Below are 22,203 nucleotides of genomic sequence, written 5' to 3'. Positions count from 1 at the left end.
ATAACCGCCCCCTCTAGGTATGGAATGCCATGAGGGGGCGGTTATTTGTACGCCTGCTATTGTTTCCTATTTAGGTTCAGTTCCTTCATAATCTTCCGCCCAGTCGGTGTCTGAGCTAGGCCGCCTTTGGCCGTTTCGCGATGTTTCTCCGGCATGGCTGTGCCCACTTCGTACATGACTTGGACAACCTCATCGGAAGGGATCACTGATCTGACACCGGCCAAAGCCATATCGGCTGCTGCCATGGCGTTAACCGCGCCAAAACCGTTGCGGACGATGCAAGGGATTTCCACCAGTCCACCGACAGGATCGCAGATCAGTCCGAGTGTATTCTTGAGCGCAAGCCCTACCGCATGCATTGCTTGTTCTGGCGTTCCGCCGCGCAACTCAACGAGTGCGCCAGCCGCCATCCCGATCGCCGAGCCAACTTCGGCCTGGCATCCGCCTTCTGCGCCAGAAACGAACGAATTATTGGCGATCACATAGCCAATTGCACCCGCACAGAGCAACCCTTTGACCAAGTGATCATCATCCCAGCCAAAACGCTGCTGAGAACTGATAAATACCCCTGGAATAATTCCGCATGAGCCCGCTGTTGGCGTCGCAATAATTCGGCCCATGGATGCATTAACCTCCGAAACGGCGAGAGCATAAGCCATCGCCTTGCAAGCCTCTTCGCCGAGCGATGCCTCCGTTGTCGTAAGATAGGAGGCGACACGCTGCGCATCCTTCCCTGTTAGCCCGCTTCGCGAGGTCGTATCCTCGGTAAGGCCTTTGGTCACAGCCTCTTTCATAATTTGATAGTACGCTCGCATCTTCTCAAACACATATTCGGGCGGTTTTCCTGATTCTTGACTTTGATCAGCCAGCATCACTTCTGCTATCGTCAAGCCTTCCGCTGCGCATACCTCAGCAAGTTGCTTTAATGTCCGGAATCTCATGCGTCGCCCCTTTCTGCAAGGTCCACTTTTCTAACGTCGGTGATCATTTTCAAGCTTAGTATTTGTTCGACTAAAGTAGCTGGAATCGACGCATCCGTCTCAATGACCGTCATCGCCTCTCGGTTCCGCCCTTTTCGATCCAAATCCATAAAACCAATATTGATTAAATTGCTGCCTAGGAGCGTCGTAATGTCTGCAATCATTCCTGGCCGATCATGATGTGAAATGACCAATGTGGGATAATTCGCTGTGAATTTCACGTCAAATTGATCAACGTTAATTATTTCTACATTACCTCCACCGATCGAGGCCCCTCTCATGCTGACTTTCCGCGATTCTGAGGTAAGTACGATCCCCACCGTGTTCGGATGGTCGGCCTTATCTTTACTAATATGAAAAGCTACAGCGACGCCTAACGCTTCTGCCTCATCTGCCGCTTGAGGAATACGTGGATCATCCGTCTCAAAATCCAAAATCCCGCCAACCAGCGCGAGATCCGTGCCATGCCCCCGATACGTGTCCGCGAAGGATCCGTATAACGTGATCTCTGCTTTGAGCGGCAACTCACCTAGCAGTTGTCTGGCGACGCGTCCCAAACGAATCGCACCCGCGGTATGCGAGGAGGAGGGACCGATCATCGAGGGACCGATGATGGAAAACACATCTTTAAAACGCATCACACAGCGCTCCAATCCTAAGGTGTTACTTACTATCTTCTCCTATTGTATGAAAGGGGACATATAAAAGACAAGTCTTTAAATTGACTATATAAAGAAATTTATGTATTTAAATGTGGCCTTCGTTAAGTCGCCTAATGTTGGACATTGGTTCGCCATTCTGCGGCATTTTGGGGGCACCAGTCGAAGGATTGCTATGCTAAAGGACACCATGGACGTTAATCCTTGATGAGTTCCTCTTTTGGTGAGCTAACGGACACCACAGGCGTTAATGTGGCATAGAGTGCTGTTTGATGGCTGGTTTCTGGCGAATAGAGACTCCTGTGTCCGTTAAAAGTGCCAAAATTTCCATTACTCACAAATAACATCCCCTCTGTCCGTTTGAAGTGTTTAACCTCCATTACTCACAATACCATCTCCTGTGTCCGTTAGCTGGAGGGTACCTGTGGACGTCGTGCAAGGACCCGACTCCCACTATGAGTAGTAAGGACAAAAAGTGTAGGCGAAAGCAGTGAGGTTAATGAGAAGAATGGAGAACAGTGGAGTAATGTGGAGGAGTAGGAGCCCGTGGAGTAATGTAGCAAGGGAGCAAATGAATGAAGACAATAAATGTAATGCCGATCAAGTATGGTTGTTGATCTTCTGAGAACTCTCAAGTCCTCAGTCTAATTCCTCAAGTCCTATCCCCCTGTCAAAAGTGCAAAAAAGCACTTTTCCAAATGGTTTCCCCACCGTTATTGGAAATTGATGCAAATAGGCATCAATTTGGAGCAATTTCAGAAGATTCTCATGAAATACGCTGAAATTGTTGCCTTTTTGCACGCATTTGTCAATTTCGACCATAAATTAGTAAGAAAGGTTGTATTTTTGCATTTTTGAGCAAGGGGAGATGGAAGAATTGGCGTAGACGGAGTAATGGGAGTGGAAAACTTGTAACCCCTGCTCGCCTCCACGTCAGCAGTAGCTCATCCGGAATGCCACCCACTAACCTAACCTCGCAACATTCGGCTTGAGGGATCGGGATCTGGGTTCGGGTTCGGGTTCGGGTTCGGGTTCGGGTTCGGGGTCGGGGCAGCTTCGAGTTCGGGTCGGGTCAGCTTCACGGTCGGCTTTGGGTTGGGATCAGCTTCGCGGTCGGACTCGGGTTGAAGCTCAGTGCGGATACGGGGACGAAGTCTGGTGCGAACATAATGAATTGAAGATGAACCAGCGCCAATACAGACGCTGGTTCATCTTCAACTAGATGGAGCCAATTGCCAGCTTAGGTTAGTGGCAAGCCAGCTGCCCAGAACCCGGCAGAGCGGATCCATTTTCCATAGGCGGCCGATTGGAAGGATGGCAAATGATGGCCAGGCATCAGGTAAACAACCCTGCCCAACCCGTATGTGCGCGTCCAAGCTGCTGGCCATTCTTTGCCTTCATGTGTATACGTCAGAAGAAGCTCGATCTGAGCTAACGGGTCTAGTTCGAAGCGGTATGGCTCTTCGTCCATCTCGAACGGCTCGAGCCCATTCGTCAACGGATGATTACTCTCCATTTTCGTGAAAGGGAGTGTGGTGTAAGCCGGGTGCCCCGTGAATCGAGCTCCAATTAACTGACTTAGCTCTGGGCTGCCCTGGATCGAGATACCATTATGGATGACGAGCAATCCCCCGCCACCAGCAACATACTGGAGGAGGCCCGCTGTTTCTTCAACCTCAGGTACTTTCCCCCAAATATCTAAGTAGGAAACAACCAATGGATAGGGCTGAAGGACATCCAATTTCAGATGAGAGGTCCCTTCTACCGCTGTCACTTGAAAAGGGGCTCCTAGATTATCAATAATAAGATCCTGTACCGCACGCAACGTATGGTACGGGGCGTCGTCGTTATTGCCTAGAAGCAAGGTAGGAATACGTGTCATATGATTTCATCTCCTTTTATTTCATGTCGCCATGTCTTACCACGGCCATTGTCCCCCTTGGTAATCGGTCAGTGCCAACTCCTGATCCGGCCAATCAGGTCCGAGTCGATGCTCGAGGAGGCCGAGTATGTGCTGAGCAGATTGCTCTGGCGAAAGCTTGGCAGTGGCATCAAGCTCACCCTTCATGTAGGACTGAACATGCCCGGGATGCACAACGAACACTTTGCCGCCTTGCGGAGAAATTTGGTTATGAACGAGCTGAGATTGCATGTTGAGCGCAGATTTAGACATACAGTAAGCATACCAAGCTGTTCGCTTACAGGCTCCAACGCTGCCTGCTTCGGATGAGATGTTCATGATGATCTTGTCGGTGCTTTTTAAAATAAGATCAATAAATCCATTCGTCATACGCAAAGCGCCAAGTGTGTTGACGCGGAACACCTGCTCGATATCTTCAAAATCCAGCTCATCCTGAATGGTGGAAGAAATGTTCCCCAGGATGGCACCATTATTAATAAGCAGATCAAGCTTCTCCGTTTCAGCAGCCACCGTACGCAGAGCTTTCGCCACGCTCTTCGCATCGCTGATGTCCAAACGAATAGGACGTAACCGTTTGTCATAGGCTGCTTCCAACTCTTGCAACGCCTGACATTCCTCCCCATACTGCCCGGCCCATACGTCATAACCTCGTGCCAACAGACCTTTGGCCAAGGCAAGGCCTAGCCCTCGGTCAGCTCCAGTGACTAAAGCCCAGCGATTGTTCTTCATAGACGCAGCTCCTTTCATTTACTTGTAAGAAGAAGTGGTTACTTTACCAAGCATATGCCTCAGGAGCAGCTCCACCTGGTCCTGGGAAAATGCGATCCAGCTCCTTTAATGTCGCTTCATCCAGCTTAATTTCTACTGCTCGGAGCGTGTCCAGTAACTGCTCTACCGTACGCGGACCAATAATTGGTGCTGTTACGGTCGGGTTGGCGAGCAGCCAAGCTAGCGCCACGTTCGCGGGTTTTTCACCTAGCTCGCTGCACAAACTTGCAAAGGCTTCCAATTGATTGCGGTGCTTAGCTACAAGCGCTTCGCTTTGTCTGCTTCTCCGTGTACCTTTGTCCGCAGAAAGCGCATTACCGCCAAGCAATCCGCCCGCCAACGGGCTCCACACAACGACACCTAATCCCAAATCTTGAGCGGCCGGCAACACTTCCAACTCTGGCAGGCGGTTCAACAAATGATATTTATGCTGCTCGCTCACAAGCCCCAGGAAATGGCGCTCTTTGGCTGCTGCCTGTGCCTTCATCAAGTGCCAGCCTGCAAAATTACTGGAGCCGATATAATCGACTTTACCCTGATTAACCAGTCCCTCAAATGCACCCCAAATCTCCTCCCATGGCGTGCGGCGATCTATGTGATGCATCTGGTAAAGCTCCACATGATCCGTTTGCAGACGACGAAGCGAATCTTCGAAATGGCGACGGATTTTATATAAGGACAAGCCTCTCTCATCGTTGGGTCCATATAGAGGCTTGTGAAGTTTCTCGTATACTTTGGTCGCTAAAACAACACGTTCTCGGCGATTGCCACCTTGTGCGAACCAGTTACCGATAATCGTCTCTGTGGTACCAGAGTTTTCTCCCCAGCCGTAAATATCAGCCGTATCAAAGAACTGAATGCCCGCATCCAACGCGGCATCCATTATGCGGAACGCTTCAGCCTGCTCCGTATCGACGCCAAAATTCATCGTACCCAAACAAAGTTTGCTTACACGAAGCCCAGACCTGCCTAAATAATTATATTCCATGTGCGTGATCGCCTCTTTTGGTCAATTTTATTACAATAGTCCGTCTACGGGCTGTTGTAAGCCTTGCAAAGTCTTCACTAAGCCTTCATACTCGCTGCTCCCAACGGACGGTAGTTCACCAATTGTTTATAGCAAAATGACGGCATCTGCAGTTCCATACAAATCTGCTTCGAGAGATTCTAAGATCTTTTGACTGTACCCTCCCAAAGAGATTGTTCAGTGAGCATCGATAGAACCGACGTATTTTTTGAGAATAGTTCGATATTCGTCACGTTGGTTTGCCTCACTTTACAATAAATTGTTGTGAATTGAGTTCATTCTAGTCCATATTGGAAGTCACTGCTATAATAAAATGGAAGTACTATATAGCATAAAGACATATTTTTTTTCAATTCTTATAGGGGGCAGCAACGGATGGCCGACCATAAAATTGCACAGTACGCGATTGAAGCCCAACAGGATATTCAATTCTACTACACGGGCACGGAACAATGTGTCGCTGGCCAATCTTGGGGACCTGCGATTAAACAGAGTTATAAAATCTTTTATATTCACAGTGGCAAAGGTATTTATCGTGTCGGCGATGAGACGTATCACTTATCTCAAGGACATGTTTTTCTGATATCTCCCTATGTCGTTTCCTTTTTTCAGGCGGACGAGAAGCAACCATGGAACTTTTCGTGGGTCGCTTTCGGCGGTGGCATTGTCCAAGATTATTTGCGGCAAGCTGGCTTTACCCCAGACAATCCCGTCATTTCATGCGATAGGGAGTTAGAAATTAGGCAGTGCTTCAACAAACTGTTTGATGCGAACCAGCAGTATTACAGCAAACCGTTGCAGCTGACTTCGGCACTATATGCCTTTCTAGCCTTATTGCTGGAGTCCTCTCAACATGAGTCCCCGTTCTTGCAGCAGAAAACCATGAAAGACTTGTACGTGGCGCAGGCGATTTCTTTTATGAAAAACAACTATGCCCGATCGATTACAATCGAGGAAATGGCGCAAACGCTGGGGCTTAGCCGTAAATACATCACAAGCCTTTTCAAAGCTGCCATCGGTACACCTCCTCAGCACTACTTAGGCGAGATACGGCTGAGCAAAGCATGTGAGTTGCTGACGAGTACGTCCCTTTCAATAAAGGAGATCGCATACTCTGTGGGGTATACGGATCAGTTGCATCTTAGTCGGATGTTCAAGAAGATGTATGGCATCTCACCCAGTCAATATCGGGATGGCATCCAATTGCCAACAAGCCATTACTGAGAAAAACAACCACATCAGCCCCAAGGCTAATGTGGTTATCTCCATGCATATTAGTACACCTCAACCTCAGCAAACGCCATCCGGTACCGATTTGCATCGCTCGGGTTCGCGCGCAGATTCGTCCCCTCCATTTTCACATATCTTGCAGATACCACAGAAAACGCAAAACTCTGAACAGCATTCCCCGGCTGCGCGTAGCCCGTACGTGTTACTGCCGTCGACCAATTCACATTATCGGTAGACGTCTGAATCGTGAAATCAATCGGGAAATTCTGACCGATATTTCCCGTATCATTGCGCGGATATAGATCAACCTTCGTCACAGTGCGATTGGCCCCCATATCCAGAGTTATGGATTCGGTGTGATTCGCAGTTAAGCTATTATTGCTGGTCCAACCCATCGAACCCGTTATGGAATTACGCCCGCCGTCATTCACTTTGTTCGTGGAGTAATTGCTGTTTTCTAATGAGCTGCTTGCTGACACGATGGCCCCAGTTGCGTAATTAGCCGCATAGATTTCTACCTCTGGAAAAGCCATCCGATACCGATTCGCATCGCTTGGGTTCGGTCGCAGATTCGTCCCTTCGATTTTCACATATCTTGCAGATACCGCAGAGAACGCAAAGCTTTGAACAGCATTCCCCGGCTGCGCATAGCCCGTACGTGTAACCACCGTCGACCAATTCATATTATCGGTAGATGTCTTAATCGTGAAATCAATCGGAAAGTTCTGACCGATATTCCCTGTATCATTTCGTGGATACAAATCGACCTTCGAAATGGTCTTACTAGCCCCCATATCAAGCGTCACTGACTCTGTATGATTCGTTGTTAAGCTGTTGTTACTGGTCCATCCCATAGAACCTGTTACGGCATTGCGCTGCCCATCATTGATTTTCGCAGTGGAGAAATTCGTATTCTCAACTGAGCTGGTGGCCGACACACTCGCTCTTATTGCTAAGTTGCCTACCGTTCCGTTCACTTCAAACTCCCAGAGGGAGTAGCCGTATGAGGAGCCTCGCAAGGTGCCATTCATTTTCACATAACGAGCCACAGTAGGCGTAAAGCTTATTTCATCGACACCGCCATCTCCAGTCGTCGTGCTAAATACATTTGTCCAGTTGACCGCATCATTCGATACTTGAATTTGATAGCTTTTGCCATAAGCAGCTTCCCAGTAAAGCTTTACGGCATCAACATTCACAGGGGAACCTAGATCCACATAGATCCACTCGGCATCTGTATAGCTGGAACCCCATCTCGTACCAAAGTTGCCATCAAAAGAAAGACTCGGAGCAGCAGCAGAAGATGAGGCTGTAGCTGGTTTATTCAAAGCTAAATTTGGTCGTTGCACAGGTTCTGCAATTTGCGTTGGCAAGATAGTCACTGGCGTATGATAAGCTCGATTGAGGATGTTCATTTGCGCTAGATTTTGCGCAGGGGTCGCACTGCCCGGCATAACAATGTTATTAAACGTAATATTGCTAATGTCTTTCGTGCTGCTGTAGCCTTTCAATGTTCCTAAAGTCGTTCCTGCATCGCGGACTAGAATGTTTGTGACATTCAAGGTATTGATTGTGCCACCACCAAAACTATCTGCGTTCCGAATGATAAAGAAGGCCCAAGTACGCGTGCTATCGTTCGTATACGTTATTCGCTCAATATCGATATTATCAAAAGTAATATTCGTGAGCGCGCCCACACCGTATTTATGATCGACTCCGATACCGACAGAGGCATCATAAACTACACTATTTTTGAACGTCACATCACTTTGATTTTGTCTCATCCCTTGACCTACTTTATAGCCGAAGCAAACCGTCCAGGAAATGAGATCATCAAACACCACATTACTGACAGGTTCGGGACTCCCCGGCCAGCTTAGACTAATATCCACCGTTTGATCCCATGATTTCGTCGTGTAAGGATCATCCAGGCCAATGCCGATACCATGTTGAACGAGTACATTTTGGGATTCATTCACATCAATGCCGTCATTCTCTCCCATATCAAAACGGTTAAAAATCTTCATATTTTTGAATGTAAGATCATTCGACCTTGCTGGCGTTACAGCCCACGACCCGGAATCGCGAATCAGCGGTCCATCGAAGGTGAAATTGGTAGTTCCGATCGGCACAATAATATTACTGGCAAAATTGTTCGTTGTTGTCGCGTATTTACCATTGCCATCGATGGTACCTCGACCGTATATCTTCACATTGTCTGCGCCGGTCGGTGTGTACAACCACCAAGTAACGTCACGATTCTGAGAATCCTTGTGCCAATTCACGGTATAATCGCTCGCTACCCCAGTAAAACGAAGCACAGCTCCGCCTTCTAAATATAAAGCAACGTCGCTTTTCAGCTGTAAGTTCCCCGCCTTGTAGATCCCCGCAGGTACATAGACAATTCCTTGTCCACCTGTATAGTTGGCCGCATCATTAATGGCATTCTGAATGGCGGTCGTCGCCATTCCTGCACCTGTGCTATCCGCGTTGTATGGTGAGGATTTCACATTATAAATCCCCGTCCCTGAAGAGGCGGGTTTGTTTGTCTCCGCCGGGTCGGCTGCGATGACCAGCGCGCGTTGTCCGTTGATTTTGACTATCAGATATTCGTCGCCACTGACTGTAAAAGTCAGCTTGTTGCCACTCGTTGTTCCTGTCAAATTAAGCTTCTTCGGGGAGATCGAATAGGACGTAATGCTCGCTTGCCCTAATGCCGTAATCTCAATGGTTGCTGCGCCCGACATGGAGAAATGGGCATAATCGTAATCACCTGTGTAACTAACTACTGGAATCGTTGTAGCATCTACCTTGAGGCCATACACCGTGGATGCGGTGTAGATCGAAGGTAATGCGTAGGACGAGATCGTCGCCGCATGAACTTGAACTGGCACAGCACCTAGACTCCCAAGAATAAAAATAAATGAAAATAATCCGATCAGCCAAACCTTCATTTTGCGCAAATAAATTCCCTCCTTCAGATGTTCTCGCTATTGCGAGATAGTAAAGCGCTTACATTATAATGATATAAAATCTGCCCTCCTCCCCGTAATGCGGGAACTTCCATATCAAGGGCAGCTTTCTATTGGATTTGCCTGTCATAACAATCTCAGCTATGTCTCCTGCTCAAATCTGCTTTCTCACCGTTTAATTGCACATCATATGTAATCTGCGATTCTAGTTGATTCCATACGACTTGCAGGCTGGTATTCGGCAACGCAACAATCTCAAGATGACCCTGTGCCTTCGCTTCCCTGCTACCATCAATATGCAGCAATTGCACAAAAGTCGCACATTGTTCCACAGCAGCGGTCGTAATGAATGACGTTCGTTGCCCGCTCGGCGGATTGTCAGGGGTTAGTGCCGTATAAGTCGTTGTTGGCTGTGAACACCAGACGTGTTGTTCCAGCGTGCCTTCTTTCATTTGGTATTCGAAAGCCGACATGTCCTGCACCAGCTTCCGTTTCTCGTTGAACCATTGCTGATCCAGTCGGCTTAGTTGGTCTTCTGACTCAGACCATTTGGCAGCATCCTCCTTGCCTTGCAGCCTGCCGCTAAAATGATTGGTCACATGGACCACCCGGGGGACTGGGACGATGACGTGAACGATATCTAACAGATGATCCTCTGCAAGAAGGTTAATTCTCCGAATTTGAACACCTTCGTAGGCATCTGCATCCCATGGATTAAGTTCAGCAGGCATAATAATGCGGTTCTTCATCGCATAATCCTCATCCAGCCAATCCACTGCCGTTTCCAGCCATACACCCCAAGGTTCTTCGCGCATCTGAATCCATCGCCCATCCTGTGGAGGCTGGTCTGCCCCATCGATACTCACTGTATTATGTGAATACGTATGCTTAAACCATCCATAATGAACTGGAATCCCGTATGCCGTGGTGCCTGGATCAACAAGCACTGGAATATCGCCGTGCATAATGGACAAGCCAAGTCGGTCCATATGATCATGCTCGCCGCCGAACCGACTGTGCTTCACGATCACATGCCAGCCGTCTTTATTAACTAATTTGGTCAACCCGCTCTCTGGCAAGGAGCGTGTTCGCCGTACCTCCACCCCAAGGGAGTCCGATGCCGCAACAAGCTGGCCCGCCAAATCTCCCCCGAACATCAACGCATAGACCGAATCTCGTTTCGGTACGTTCACGCCTTGCATGCTCGGATCAGCCTCATCCATACCATAGGCAGTCTGCAACAGCGAACAATATTTGGCTTCCCCATAAATATCGTAAGCAATCTCGTAATATGGCGCATACGTGCCGATATGATGGCCAAGCCCTGCATCATTGAGCGTCGGCATCACGCCATTAGGCAAAATCAACTGCAAAGGAAAATCAAACATCGCTTTCAGCGCCTTCTTCTGCCAGACGTCCCACTCTGTTCCTTCAGCAATCAATGCATAGTGCAGCAAAGATTGGAACGCATAGAAGTGGTACTGTACATTCCCTTCGTACCACAGGCCATCTTCGAAGATTCCACGCTGCAACTGGTCATGCAAGCCATATTCCCCTGCTAAGCCAGCATCTATAATTTCTCTATCATGGAGTAAAAGTCCCAGGGCGGCAATTGCAGACGTAATCAGCACCGAATGATTATGGATCTGTTCTTCCTTATGTGCAATAAGGAAACGTACACACGGCTCAAGCAAACCATGGCGTATATGTGTGATTTCATCTCGAGTTAGATGCACTTGTATCACGTCAAAACCAAGCGCCAGATCTGTGATCCAATGCGCCTCATCCAAGGTTTGAGCAAATAATTTCCCAGGCCCATTATAAGGAATATCACCATGGATCGCGTACGTTTCATAGTGGTTGGCATACGCCATCAGATAGGATTTAACAAATTCCAATCGTCCTGCATCTGGTTCTATCGTATACAACAATGCAATGTGATAGACAGCTCGACCAATCTGGCTATGAGCGATGGACGTCCAGCCCCTATCAAGCTGTTCATTTCGCCTCTCCTTGCCACAGGTTGAACAGAGATGAAGAAAGGGCTCGTCCCACTGGAAAGTGAGCCGAGTCCCATCTTCATCGCAATAATAATAGTGCATCCATTCGCCTTGCTCATGGGAGCGAATGGCGAAGGTAATCTTCGCCGCTTCTTCCGCATCCCGTCGTAATAGCGCCATCGCCGCTTGAAATTCTGGCTTATCTGCATTTCCACGCAGTCTCTCTAAACGCTTCATGTCCATGGTCGTAAGTCCTCCTAGCCTTTCAATGAACCCGCCGTCATTTGCATAAATGAACGATTCGCAATCATATAAACCAACAACAACGGAAGAATCGATAAGCACGCTCCCGCCAGCATATAATGCGTTTGAACGGCTGCCGATGAGCCATAACGCAGGTAGGATAATCCAACGGTCAACGTTTGCAACTTTGGATTCGTCATCGTGAACACTAACGGACGCAAGTACTCGTTCCACGCCCCGCAAAAGGTAAACAAGGCGCCAACCCCGAGTCCTGGTCGCATCAAAGGCAAAATAATTCGCCAGAAAATGCCTGCATTGGAACAGCCGTCTATTCGCGCGGCTTCGTCTAATTCCCGGGAAATACCCTGCAGAAAGCTTAGTAGAATAAAGAAGATATACGCGTGACCGCTAACTAGAATGAGAACAACGCCCCATAAACTCGTATTCAAGTGTAACTTCACCATCAGCTCAAACTGCGGTCGAATGACGACTGCGCCAATGGAGATAAACATGGTGGACGCTTGTATCGCCACATAGATCGTTTTTCCTGGAAATTTAATACGGTCAACCACATAAGCTGCCATGGAAGCTACGGTCAGTACGCCGATCGTCGTTGCTCCACTCAAGAACAAGCTATTCCATGTAAATCTCGCAAAGTTGGCCTGTACCCAGGCTTCCTTATAATTCTCAATATGCCAGGAAGACGGGAATATCTTGCCCCCCTTAGTAATCTCCAAATTTGACATAAAGGAGCCTAAAAAAGTCACAACGACCGGGAAAACGATGAGCAAGGCGGTTAACAGTAAAAATAACCAGAGCAGCGCTCTTCCGCCCCATTTCCCCACTGAAAACGACTGTGTTGGTTTCTTTATATGAACAGTAGGTATCGATTTTGTCACTTCCATGATTCTGGGGTCTCCTTCCTATTGAAGTTTGTTTAGACGCTTCGACATCCCATGATATACAAGGGTAATGATGCCGACTATGACAGCAGTCATGAAGCCAACAGCGCTGCCGTAACCAAATTGTTGATCTGTCAGAGCCCCTGATGGTGTTGGGAAAAAGAGCTTGTAAACGTAAAGATACATGACTTCCGTCTTCCCTACCGGTCCGCCTTCGGTAAGAACCATAATGCTCTCATACCCTTTGAGAGAGTTGATGATCGCGAGCATGATCACAATTTGCAGCACGGGACCTAACATTGGAATCGTTAAATACCAGAACTGCTGCCATTTATTCGCGCCGTCCAAGGATGAGCTTTCGTACACATCATTCGGGATATTTTGAAGACCAGCTAGAAACAACAGCATGTAGTTCCCTACCGCCCCCCACACCGCAATGAGGATCGTTGTCAGCATCGCATGCTTGGGTCCGAGCCAATCGATTCTTTCAGAGATGATATGAAACTTTAATAAATACTGATTAAGAATACCGTTGTACGAGTTGAAAATGATAAAGAATACGACAGCCATGACAGCTGAGCTAATGATCGTAGGCATGAAATAGATGGCTCTTAACCAGTTGCGTCCGCGCAGTTTAGAGTTCAATATAACGGCAAGTAATAAGCATAACGGAAGAGTTATAATGAGCTTCCCACCTGCATAGACGAATGTATTTACTACAGAATGCCAGTACTCCGTATCCCGGAAGAGTCGACTGAAGTTATCCCATCCAATAAACGTAGGAGCCGCGTAGCCTTTGTACTCATAAAACATGTATCGAATTGCCCAAGCAATCGGATAGACGCCCAGCACCATGGTCAGTAGAAAGCTTGGAAACAAAAATAAGTAGGAAAACCCGATCTGGCGTGTTCTGTTCATCCATTCCTTCCTCCTTCACGCTAAGTAGAGAGCGAGAGTGGAGTTTAACCTCCACCCTCGCTGTATGCCTCTTCAGTTAGCTCTATTTCATCATTAATTTCATTGGATCGAAGCTTGGATTCGGCGCTACTTTGACATCGCCTTTGGCGACTGCTTTATCCAACGCATCGTTATAACGTTTGCTCAAATCTTGAATAATCTGATCCAAGTTACCTCCGCTGATCATATATTTGAAGAAAGCATCATTGAATTTCATACCTTCAACCGTAACGGTTGGTTGAAGCGGCCATGTGCCGTCATTTCCACTAGGTAAGAAGCCTTCAATACCTTTGATCTCTGGTTTTTTGGCAACAGAGGATACAGATGGTACCATCGACAAGCCAAAGCCTTTTTCGTGATACGTTTTCAAGACTTCATCTTCATACATGAATTGCATGAACTTCCAAGCTTGATCGGCATTTTTGGTTGTGTTGCTGATAGATAGCCATTGGCCGCCAAGGAATGAACTTGCGCCTTTGATCGTGCCATCAATGGTTGGAACAGGCGCTGCAGCCCATTCAATCTTGGCTGGGAATTGGTTCGCGTAGACGCCTGGCTCCGAAGAGAAGGAGATGTACATACCGATTTTCCCTTCCGCGAATTGTGCACGAAGCGGATCAATATCCAAGGATTCCATACCTGGTAATGTGCTGCCATCGTCCACCATTTGCTTGAAGGATTGAATGATATCTTTGTACCCTGCGAAATCAAACTTCGCTGTTTTGAAATCATACCCAAAGCCGCCGTAGCCGCTAGCTTCTGCAATGACTCTTGCTGAACGACCAAGGGCACTGTCTGGGCTCTTGAAGTTCTGCGCGAAGCCGTAGGAACCATTCGCTTTACCAACTGCGGTAATTTTCTTCGCATCCTCAACCATTTCTTTCAATGTTTTCGGAGGTGCCGCGATGCCAGCTTTAGCGAAAAGCTCTTTGTTATAAACGAGACGAATCGTCGATCCGTAGTTTGGAAGGCTGTACATTTTGCCACCAATGCGGTTGAAATCATCAATGACTGGGAATTTCTTCTTAATCGCATCCGTTACATAAGAATCAATCGGTTTCAGATACCCTTTCGCTGCAAAAGGCTGGATTGTATTTTCTTTGACACGAATGATGTCAGGCGCCTGTCCGGAAGCAAAAGCCAAATCAATCGCTTGGTTGAAGTCTTCCGTCTTTACAACCATTTCAACTTCAATGTTTTCGCCATTCGTTTCGTTAAATTTCTGTACAACACTCTTAATATAGTCCATATCATGACGGTCACCCGTCCAATAAGAAAGCTTCGTTTTGGCTTTGGCAGGTGCCGCGCTCGCTGGCGCAGTTGACGCTTTCGCCGATGCCGCTGGGCTTGCTGCTGTATCGGTTTTGGTGGAGCTGCAAGCTGCTAAGCTGCCTGCGAGTGCGACTGTTAATGTGACCGTCCCTAGTTTCTTAATCATGTGTAAGCCTCCCTTAAATCTGTTGTTTACACTTCTAATAGTAAAAGAATTACGATGTCCTGATAATGAGGTCAACTCTTGAATGAGGGCAGGTATTTCTATATATTGCCCACCGCCTGCTCATAAAACAAGCAAGCCCTCACGGCTTAGAGGGCTTGCCCAGCGACATTTCTTTGAATTCCGTCGGCGTGAGGCCGGTCTGCTTTTTAAATACCTCGCTGAAATAACGCCGATGCTCGTAACCCAGTTGTTGCGCGATTTCTTGCACCTGATAATCCTCGATTAGCATCGACTTCGCCCGCTCCATTTTGGCTTGCGTAACGAATTGTTGGAAGGTCGAACCGGTCACTTTTTTGAACAAATTTGAATAGTAGCCCCAACTTAAGTTAACCTGCTTTGCACAGTGCTCCAAGGTCAAATCAATGTCCAGATTCGCTTTGATGTACTCCGCTGAACGAAGGATGATTTTCTGCGACTCGCTCGCCCGTTCTTGATGGATCAGTCGACAGCCTAATTCGCACAGCTCAATGAACCAAGCCCGATATTCTAGGAGAGCCGCACCGCTATCTCTAATCTCCTCGTTTTTCGCTTCAAATTCAGCTAAGCTATGGCGAGGGAATTTCTCCATCAGCACCCGCAGCATGCGAAGGACAAGGCCTTGCAGCAGTCGCTCAACGACACCAGGCTCAGGGAGAACGGCCACTTTTCCCATCTCCGTGAAAATCGTCGTCGCCCATTCGACGCAGGCATCTCGATTCCCCGAGCGAAAAGCGAACAGAAACTCATTCTCGCTATCCTCCGTGTAAATCCACTCCACTGGAACCGCTTTGGCATCCGAATTAAAGCTAAATGCACCATTCCCACCCGTATAAAAATGATACGATAACGCGCTAAGCGACTGCTGATAACTCTTCGGCAGCTCTTCCACGGTCTCCACACGATTTCCAATGCCAATGGAGATCGTAAATTTCGTATGTCGTGCAATGTTCGCGCAGCATTGATCTGCAATTGCAATCGGCATTTCATGATTCGCCACATGGAGAATACAAATATAGCGATTGAAACCCTCCCGGAACACAAACGCTGGCCCGCCTAAGGCAATCGTTTCTTCCACAATATTTTGCAAGGAAAAACGAACTAGCTCTAACTCTTTAACCGGCACTTCCCCATATTTATCGGTAAACTGATCAATTTGGATCGTCATTACCGCGAACGGCGCCTTCAGCTCATTAATGTCCAAAAAATCTGATAATCGCGCCAATTCCGCTTCATTCGTCTGATGGTAAACCAACAGCGACAAATACTCTTGTCTGAGGGCTGGCATGCTTTCTTTAATTTTCTGTTGAAGGCTGATCAATTGCGTACGGCTCAGGTTCTCCTGCTCCCAAACTTCCTTCGCTTTTACGACCGCTTTCACAATCTGTTCAATGGAAAAAGGCTTCTTCACATAATCTAATGCGCCGTATTGGATCGCTTTTTGGGCATAATCGAAGTCGGTATACGCGCTTAAAATAATAACTTTACTCGTAGGCAGGATCTCCATAATATTGCGTGTCATTTCTAGACCATCCATTTTGGGCATACGAATGTCGGTTAGAATCAGGTCTGGCCGTGTTTCACGAATTACCGCAAAACCTTCCTCGCCATTGGTCCCACTTCCAACGACTTCAATCCCATGATCTTCCCATGGAATTTTCTTCGTAATCATATCCACGACACTTCGAATATCATCCACCACGCATAGCTTAATTAGTCGGTCCATGGAAATCCTCCTCATTCTCATAACGTGGCAGCCACAAGTCGATTTGAGCTCCGCCACATGCATTCGCCCCGATCTCCATCCGTTGATCATTCCCATAGTACAGCTGTAGACGCGTATAAATATTGCGCAGGGCATAGCCATGTTTCGAGGCCACCTTGTGCATCATGCTTTGGAGAAGGCGTTCGGGAACGAGACCATGTCCGTTATCCTCCACCGTGATATGCAGCCACTCATCTTCGGCTCGAGCTCGGAGCTGAATTTCACCACCGGAGGTCATATCCTTGAAGCCGTGCAAAATGCTATTTTCAATCAATGGCTGAATGATAATTTTAGGTACAAGGCAAGTTTGCAACTCTGGCTCGACCTCCATTTGGAAGACGAATAAATTCTCATACGACCTTTGCTGAATCGCCAAATATTGACGAACATGATCGAGCTCATCTGCGAGAGGAATCAAATCCCTGCCCCCACTTAAGCTCAATTGGAACATATTCGATAAGGCCAAAATCATTTCATTCACGTCTTCGTTTTCACCCAGGACTGATTTGCAGTAGATCGTATTGAGCGTGTTATAGAAAAAATGCGGATCCATTTGCGCCGTCAACGCCTTAATCTCTGCCCTTCGTTTATCGCGTTCCCGATTGGTGACATCCGCAATAAGCTGTTTTATCTCGTCCAACATCCGGTTGAAGCGGAATCCAACCTGAGAAACTTCATCCTTATATTCACTTTCAAATCGTACTTCCAGATCATTCTCTTCTACGCGTTTCATCAGTTTTTGCAGTCGAAACAGCGGCTTGAGCAGCAAGAGCGTTAGATTGTTTGTGATAAACAGAGAAACCAGAATGAAGCCGATTGTCACATATGTTGTGGCTTGTTTGATGCCATTCAATTTGGCTAACAATTTATCTTTGGCTTGGACACTGACAATCATCCAATCGTCCTTGACGTCTAGACGCGCATAGTTAACGAGGTAGTTATTCCTGTCCTTATCCTTAAAAAAGAATGATCCTTTACTATCATTGCTAAGTTGATGCACAAAATCGGGGCGTTGAATGAAGGCTTTATCCTGAATACGATCGGCGTAGTTAATATCTTCACCTTGCGAATCTACGAAGTAGTATTGCTTATTAGGGTCCGACAAATTATCCATAAATAGTTCACGTAAATCATCTTCCTTCACATTGATGACTACGTACACATTGGTTGGTTCGTTAAGCATGATCGAATCTTCACTTACACCCTCTGCGACAAGCGAGATGACCCTCTGTTTCCCCGTAAAGAACGGATCCACATGCCCAGTGCTCCAAAATCCGCGCTTCAAAAGCTTAAATTGCTTAAACATGTCCGATTCATAAAACGAGTTCGAAATATTACGTACACTTGAGGTCGGATAAAAATCCCCAATCGGCGTGGCAATGAGTATACTCTCGATCATGGAATCGTTGAATTTTACTTGTGAGAAAACGTACTGCAAAGCCGTCAATGACTTATAGTAGCTCGTGCTATCCTTGTTCTGAACATCTTTCATCAACTGCTTGAAAGCATCGCTGAACATGAGTGCCCGCACAGCGGTCCCGATATTTTTCAGTCTTTCATTCACGATTTGTGCAGATTGATTCACGGTATCCTGACTCGACTGCATCGCATTGCGCTGAATTTCTTTGGACGCGATGAGGTAGGCGATGCTCCCTGTTGCCACCAGACCTGCGGTAATTAATATGACAAAAGTAAACCATATACGTTGTTTGAGTGAGAAGGAATGGAACAGGCGAGACAGCCACGACCAGAGAGCAAGCTTATTCATAGGCGACATTAGCACCTTTCTAGGATGTAAGAAGATAGTCTTTATCTACTATATTATAGTATAGGTCACTCTCCGAGGGCATGAGGGAAATTCGAGATCGAGGGCAGTTATTTCGTTATACAGAAAATTAAAAAGAACATATGTTCTTTATTTTTCCTAGTAAATGTGGTAATAATAAGAGGTAGACTTTTTCCTCTTCAACTACTTCAAATCTAAGGAGCTGTTTAGTGATGTCCGTTCGTTTAACTCCGTATCTAGTTTTACCTGGTACTGCTGGCGAAGCTATTGCCTTTTATGAAAAAGCGCTGGATGCGCAAGTCCTATTTAAACAGACCTTTGGTGAAATGCCTGCCAGCCCAGATTACCCGCTTGCTGATGAACAAAAAGGACTTATTTCCCATGCCATGCTTCAAATCGGCGAAAGTCAACTGATGTTTTCGGACTCCGACCCAGGTAAACCCGTTCAACAGGGAGATCAGGTGACGATTTGTATTACAACGAAGGATGCAAGCAAATCGAAGCAATTTTTCGAAGGTCTCAAAGAAGGCGGCACCGTCATTATGGACCTTCATGAAGCATTCTTCAGCCCAGCCTACGGACAAGTGAAGGATAAGTTCGGCGTGACCTTCCAGGTGTTCACCGAAGGCGAAGCGATGAATTAAACGTGACAATGGCCCTGTTCGCATGACTGCGACAGGGCCGTTTTGTTTGGAGTTGGGCTGGCAGCCAACTGAGTGACAGAACGCTTGCTGATCACACGACCGCTCACTGACAGACAGACAGACTGACTGGCTGGTGCTTTGGCCACACGGCCGACTCACCGACTGGTCACCGAAGCGATTAAATGGAAAAAATCCATCTATTTCGGCACATTTTGCGCAAATGTGCTGTTTAGATGGATTTACTACAGTTAATATCCCCGATTTTCGCCAACTCATCGGATATCCTCAAAATTAGCTACATATAATCCATCTAATCCAATTTTTCAGCTGATTTCGCTCAAATTAACATCATAAAATCCATCTATTATGCGAATGGCGCTGGGATGTGCCCGTAGCTGGGGCAAGTTTTCGATGGTTGAGCAGTCCAGGAAAGTGGGGCCAGTTTTAAATGGCTGTACAGTTCTGGAAGGTGGAGCAAACTTTCGATGGCTGTACAGTTCTGGAAGGTGAGGCAAGTTTTTAAAGCCTCCTGAATTGGTTACAACGCGGGAGCAAGTAACCGCGCAACAAATCCTTAGCTTCAACGTGTTTAAATAGTCTGCTCAGCACCTGCATACCAGAACAACGCGTATTCCGTCATGACGGAAGCATGACCCATTTGGCGCAGCATAGCCGTGACATTTCCCCGATGATACGTTGCGTGATTCACAACTTGTAGAACCATTTCAGCCAAACTAGTCTCCCTTATGCCTGCATAGGGGTTATCGACCGTGATCTTCTTTTCCAAATCAGGCTGTTCCTTCAGAAATGCCTTAAATCGCAGTGATAACTCGGTATACATGACCTCTAGTTCCTCCAAGCTTTTGCGCTCTGTTGCTTCAGTTATCGGCCAAGAAGCTTCCATAGCTGCCTTCATACTCCTACCTCCAAGTATGTCTAACCAAGTGCGATCTGTCAGATAGATATGAGCAATCACTTTCGAAATTGTCGGAAATACACTCTGAATCTCTTGTCGGTACACCTCCTGTGGAAGCTCCTTCAACCTGTTTATCAGCGTTTGATTCGCCCATACATGATAGTCATACATCCGTTCAGCCGTTTGTGTCATTCAACATACACTCCTTCAATTGGTTTAATTGCTATTTCCAGTTATACCCTTATTATAAAGGGAATACCCTGACAACTGTCTGTCAGGGTACTTATTTCGCGTTTTCTCATTTTCCTTGCTTATTCATGTAATCCACGTATTCCTTCTCTGCATCCGCTGTAGCTGGATACCATTCTTTCTCCAAGAAATCCTTAAACTGTTGAAGAGTCAGCGTACCCATCAAGTATTTCAATTCTTGATCGTCTTTTTTCTTCACTAGATCCGGAATGGCTGTATTCAGGTTCAAGATTTTAGGGGAGCGAACGGCAGGTACGTTGACTAAAGTCATTTGCTTCAATGCCGCATCCAATTGCGCTTTGTACGTATTCAGTCTGTCTACCGTATCTGCACCCTCAATAATAGCTGGGTTGCCATCAATCGCGTTCGCAAGCGTCATATACGTGCTCGTTGTGGAAGCAAGTTTGGTTGCTTGGTCGGCTGTACGAGAAATATTTTTCGTGGCAGGATCATAGCTTTCAAACGTTAACCCTTTCGTACCTAATTGGAACAATGTGTTCGCTTCCGTTGTATTGCCCCAATCTAGGAATTTCAACACGCCATCCACATTTTTGGACGATTTCGGAATCATCCAGCCGCCCCACACTGCCGGCGTAACGAGATCCATGGCTACACCCTTGCTATCTTTTAATACTGGTTGATACGCGTACTTTTTGTCAGATTCCTTATCCTTGGCTAAGTTAGCCATAACCGCGTACTGATGAGAATAAATGATACCGACGCGATTCTGATTCAGCTTCTCTTGATCCACATAAATCTTGTTAATCAGGTACTCAGGATCGATGAGTTTTTGTTCATTTAGGCCTTTCAAATACGTCAAGAAAGGAATATAGCCGGACATTTTCTCTCTGATTTTATAAGCACCATCGGTATCTTTGACGCCATTGATGATCGGAAGATTAAAGGCAGAGGCCAAGAAGAAGGTTGAATTCCACACTGTGTTGCTGCCAAGGCTAGGATTGGACAAGCTCAGACAGTAGGTATCGGCTTTACCATTGCCATCTGGGTCATTATTGGTAAAAGCTTTACACACATTCGTAAACTCATCCAGCGTTGTAGGCGCTTTTAAATTCAACTTATTCAGCCATTGCTGGTTGACCATGTACCCCCAGTGATTCACAACATTCGTTCTAGGAATAATGTACGTTTTCCCATCGTTGATGGATTTAACAGCGTCCCACATTTCTTTCGTAATGTTTTTCGTCAAATTCGGATATTTCGCAATCTTGTCATCAAGCGGCGTCAGTAGACCGTCTTTGGACCATTTCTCCAGATTCGCGTCTGCCCCGCCCCAGTTATACACGAGATCTGGCAGATCACCGGATGCCATAAGTACCTGAAGTTTCTCGACATAATTGTTAATTGGAGGTGCCTCAACAGATAGCTTCACATTGGCCAGCTTTTCAGCCTCAGCAATGACAGGATTGTTATCAATGACCACGTTCGCATTGACCCGGTTAAACATTTTGATACTGACAGGCGCTGATTTGGCTGGTGCTGCTGTCGCTGTGCTTGCACCTGGTGCCGCCGATGCAGCTGTTGTGCTAGCCGGTGTATCCGTGGTAGAACTACAAGCCATAACGATGGAAGACAATAACCCGATGCAAATGAGACTGCTTGCGATGCTTTTGACTGACCCTTTCAATACCAACATCTCCTTTATGTATCGCTATTATTAAACTGCGAAATGGCAGATTTAATCGAGGCTTA

At 46.9% G+C, this 22,203-nt stretch carries 17 protein-coding genes; 2 read left to right on the top strand and 15 right to left on the bottom strand.

From position 1 onward, the window contains the following. Nucleotides 1-56: 56 nt before the first annotated feature. From sdaAA to HQN88_RS10155, 6 genes are all read right to left on the bottom strand, one after another. A complete protein-coding gene (gene sdaAA / locus HQN88_RS10180; protein WP_173110697.1) occupies nt 57-941 on the bottom strand; it encodes an L-serine ammonia-lyase, iron-sulfur-dependent, subunit alpha in 885 nt (294 codons plus the stop codon). Next, the gene (gene sdaAB, locus HQN88_RS10175; protein ID WP_173110695.1) at nt 938-1,618 is read right to left on the bottom strand and encodes an L-serine ammonia-lyase, iron-sulfur-dependent subunit beta; all 681 of its coding nucleotides are present in this window, start codon (nt 1,616-1,618) and stop codon (nt 938-940) included. Before sdaAB ends, sdaAA begins: the two co-directional genes overlap by 4 nt. A gap of 218 nt (nt 1,619-1,836) precedes the next feature. After that, nucleotides 1,837-1,977 carry a hypothetical protein gene (locus HQN88_RS10170; RefSeq protein ID WP_173110693.1) on the bottom strand — a complete coding sequence of 47 codons (141 nt, stop codon included), beginning with the start codon at nt 1,975-1,977 and terminating at the stop codon, nt 1,837-1,839. Between the two features lie 902 nt (nt 1,978-2,879). Beyond that, nucleotides 2,880-3,521: a ThuA domain-containing protein gene (locus tag HQN88_RS10165; RefSeq protein ID WP_173110690.1), complete on the bottom strand. Its 642-nt coding sequence runs from the start codon at nt 3,519-3,521 to the stop codon at nt 2,880-2,882. A gap of 36 nt (nt 3,522-3,557) precedes the next feature. Continuing rightward, on the bottom strand, nt 3,558-4,289 hold the full coding sequence (locus HQN88_RS10160) for an SDR family NAD(P)-dependent oxidoreductase (protein ID WP_173110688.1): 732 nt from the start codon (nt 4,287-4,289) through the stop codon (nt 3,558-3,560). A 43-nt stretch (nt 4,290-4,332) separates the two neighbouring features. Beyond that, the gene (locus HQN88_RS10155; protein WP_173110686.1) at nt 4,333-5,316 is read right to left on the bottom strand and encodes an aldo/keto reductase; all 984 of its coding nucleotides are present in this window, start codon (nt 5,314-5,316) and stop codon (nt 4,333-4,335) included. 414 nt (nt 5,317-5,730) lie between these two features. Here HQN88_RS10155 and HQN88_RS10150 point away from each other — a divergent pair, with 414 nt between their 5' ends. Continuing rightward, the gene (locus HQN88_RS10150) at nt 5,731-6,579 is read left to right on the top strand and encodes an AraC family transcriptional regulator (protein ID WP_173110684.1); all 849 of its coding nucleotides are present in this window, start codon (nt 5,731-5,733) and stop codon (nt 6,577-6,579) included. A gap of 50 nt (nt 6,580-6,629) precedes the next feature. Here HQN88_RS10150 and HQN88_RS10145 read toward each other — a convergent pair whose 3' ends face one another. From HQN88_RS10145 to HQN88_RS10115, 7 genes are all read right to left on the bottom strand, one after another. Continuing rightward, nucleotides 6,630-9,539 carry a discoidin domain-containing protein gene (locus tag HQN88_RS10145; protein ID WP_246320181.1) on the bottom strand — a complete coding sequence of 970 codons (2,910 nt, stop codon included), beginning with the start codon at nt 9,537-9,539 and terminating at the stop codon, nt 6,630-6,632. 155 nt (nt 9,540-9,694) lie between these two features. Further along, nucleotides 9,695-11,800, bottom strand: a complete 2,106-nt coding sequence (locus tag HQN88_RS10140; RefSeq protein ID WP_173110680.1) for a heparinase II/III domain-containing protein — start codon at nt 11,798-11,800, stop codon at nt 9,695-9,697. Nucleotides 11,801-11,814: 14 nt separating this feature from the next. Then, complete coding sequence (locus HQN88_RS10135; protein WP_173110678.1) at nt 11,815-12,705, bottom strand: carbohydrate ABC transporter permease; 891 nt, start codon at nt 12,703-12,705, stop codon at nt 11,815-11,817. 18 nt (nt 12,706-12,723) lie between these two features. Continuing rightward, on the bottom strand, nt 12,724-13,620 hold the full coding sequence (locus tag HQN88_RS10130; RefSeq protein ID WP_173110676.1) for a carbohydrate ABC transporter permease: 897 nt from the start codon (nt 13,618-13,620) through the stop codon (nt 12,724-12,726). A gap of 82 nt (nt 13,621-13,702) precedes the next feature. Next, a complete protein-coding gene (locus HQN88_RS10125) occupies nt 13,703-15,097 on the bottom strand; it encodes an ABC transporter substrate-binding protein (protein WP_173110674.1) in 1,395 nt (464 codons plus the stop codon). Between the two features lie 139 nt (nt 15,098-15,236). Continuing rightward, a complete protein-coding gene (locus tag HQN88_RS10120) occupies nt 15,237-16,859 on the bottom strand; it encodes a response regulator (protein ID WP_173110672.1) in 1,623 nt (540 codons plus the stop codon). Continuing rightward, nucleotides 16,843-18,666 carry a cache domain-containing sensor histidine kinase gene (locus tag HQN88_RS10115; RefSeq protein WP_246320155.1) on the bottom strand — a complete coding sequence of 608 codons (1,824 nt, stop codon included), beginning with the start codon at nt 18,664-18,666 and terminating at the stop codon, nt 16,843-16,845. The genes HQN88_RS10120 and HQN88_RS10115 overlap by 17 nt, the downstream gene beginning before the upstream one ends. Before the next feature lie 230 nt (nt 18,667-18,896). Here HQN88_RS10115 and HQN88_RS10110 point away from each other — a divergent pair, with 230 nt between their 5' ends. Next, nucleotides 18,897-19,328 (top strand): VOC family protein, encoded by a 432-nt coding sequence (locus tag HQN88_RS10110; RefSeq protein ID WP_173110668.1) that lies wholly within the window; start codon nt 18,897-18,899, stop codon nt 19,326-19,328. A gap of 589 nt (nt 19,329-19,917) precedes the next feature. Here the strand turns inward: HQN88_RS10110 and HQN88_RS10105 are convergent. Then, nucleotides 19,918-20,436 (bottom strand): DinB family protein, encoded by a 519-nt coding sequence (locus tag HQN88_RS10105; protein WP_173110666.1) that lies wholly within the window; start codon nt 20,434-20,436, stop codon nt 19,918-19,920. 106 nt (nt 20,437-20,542) lie between these two features. Beyond that, nucleotides 20,543-22,138 carry an extracellular solute-binding protein gene (locus tag HQN88_RS10100; RefSeq protein ID WP_173110664.1) on the bottom strand — a complete coding sequence of 532 codons (1,596 nt, stop codon included), beginning with the start codon at nt 22,136-22,138 and terminating at the stop codon, nt 20,543-20,545. Nucleotides 22,139-22,203: the final 65 nt, after the last annotated feature.

It is taken from the genome of Paenibacillus qinlingensis, from assembly GCF_013204845.1.
Taxonomy (GTDB): domain Bacteria; phylum Bacillota; class Bacilli; order Paenibacillales; family NBRC-103111; genus Paenibacillus_E; species Paenibacillus_E qinlingensis.
The sequence above is the reverse complement of the archived record's forward strand: the minus strand, read 5'-3'. Positions and strand labels throughout refer to the sequence as shown.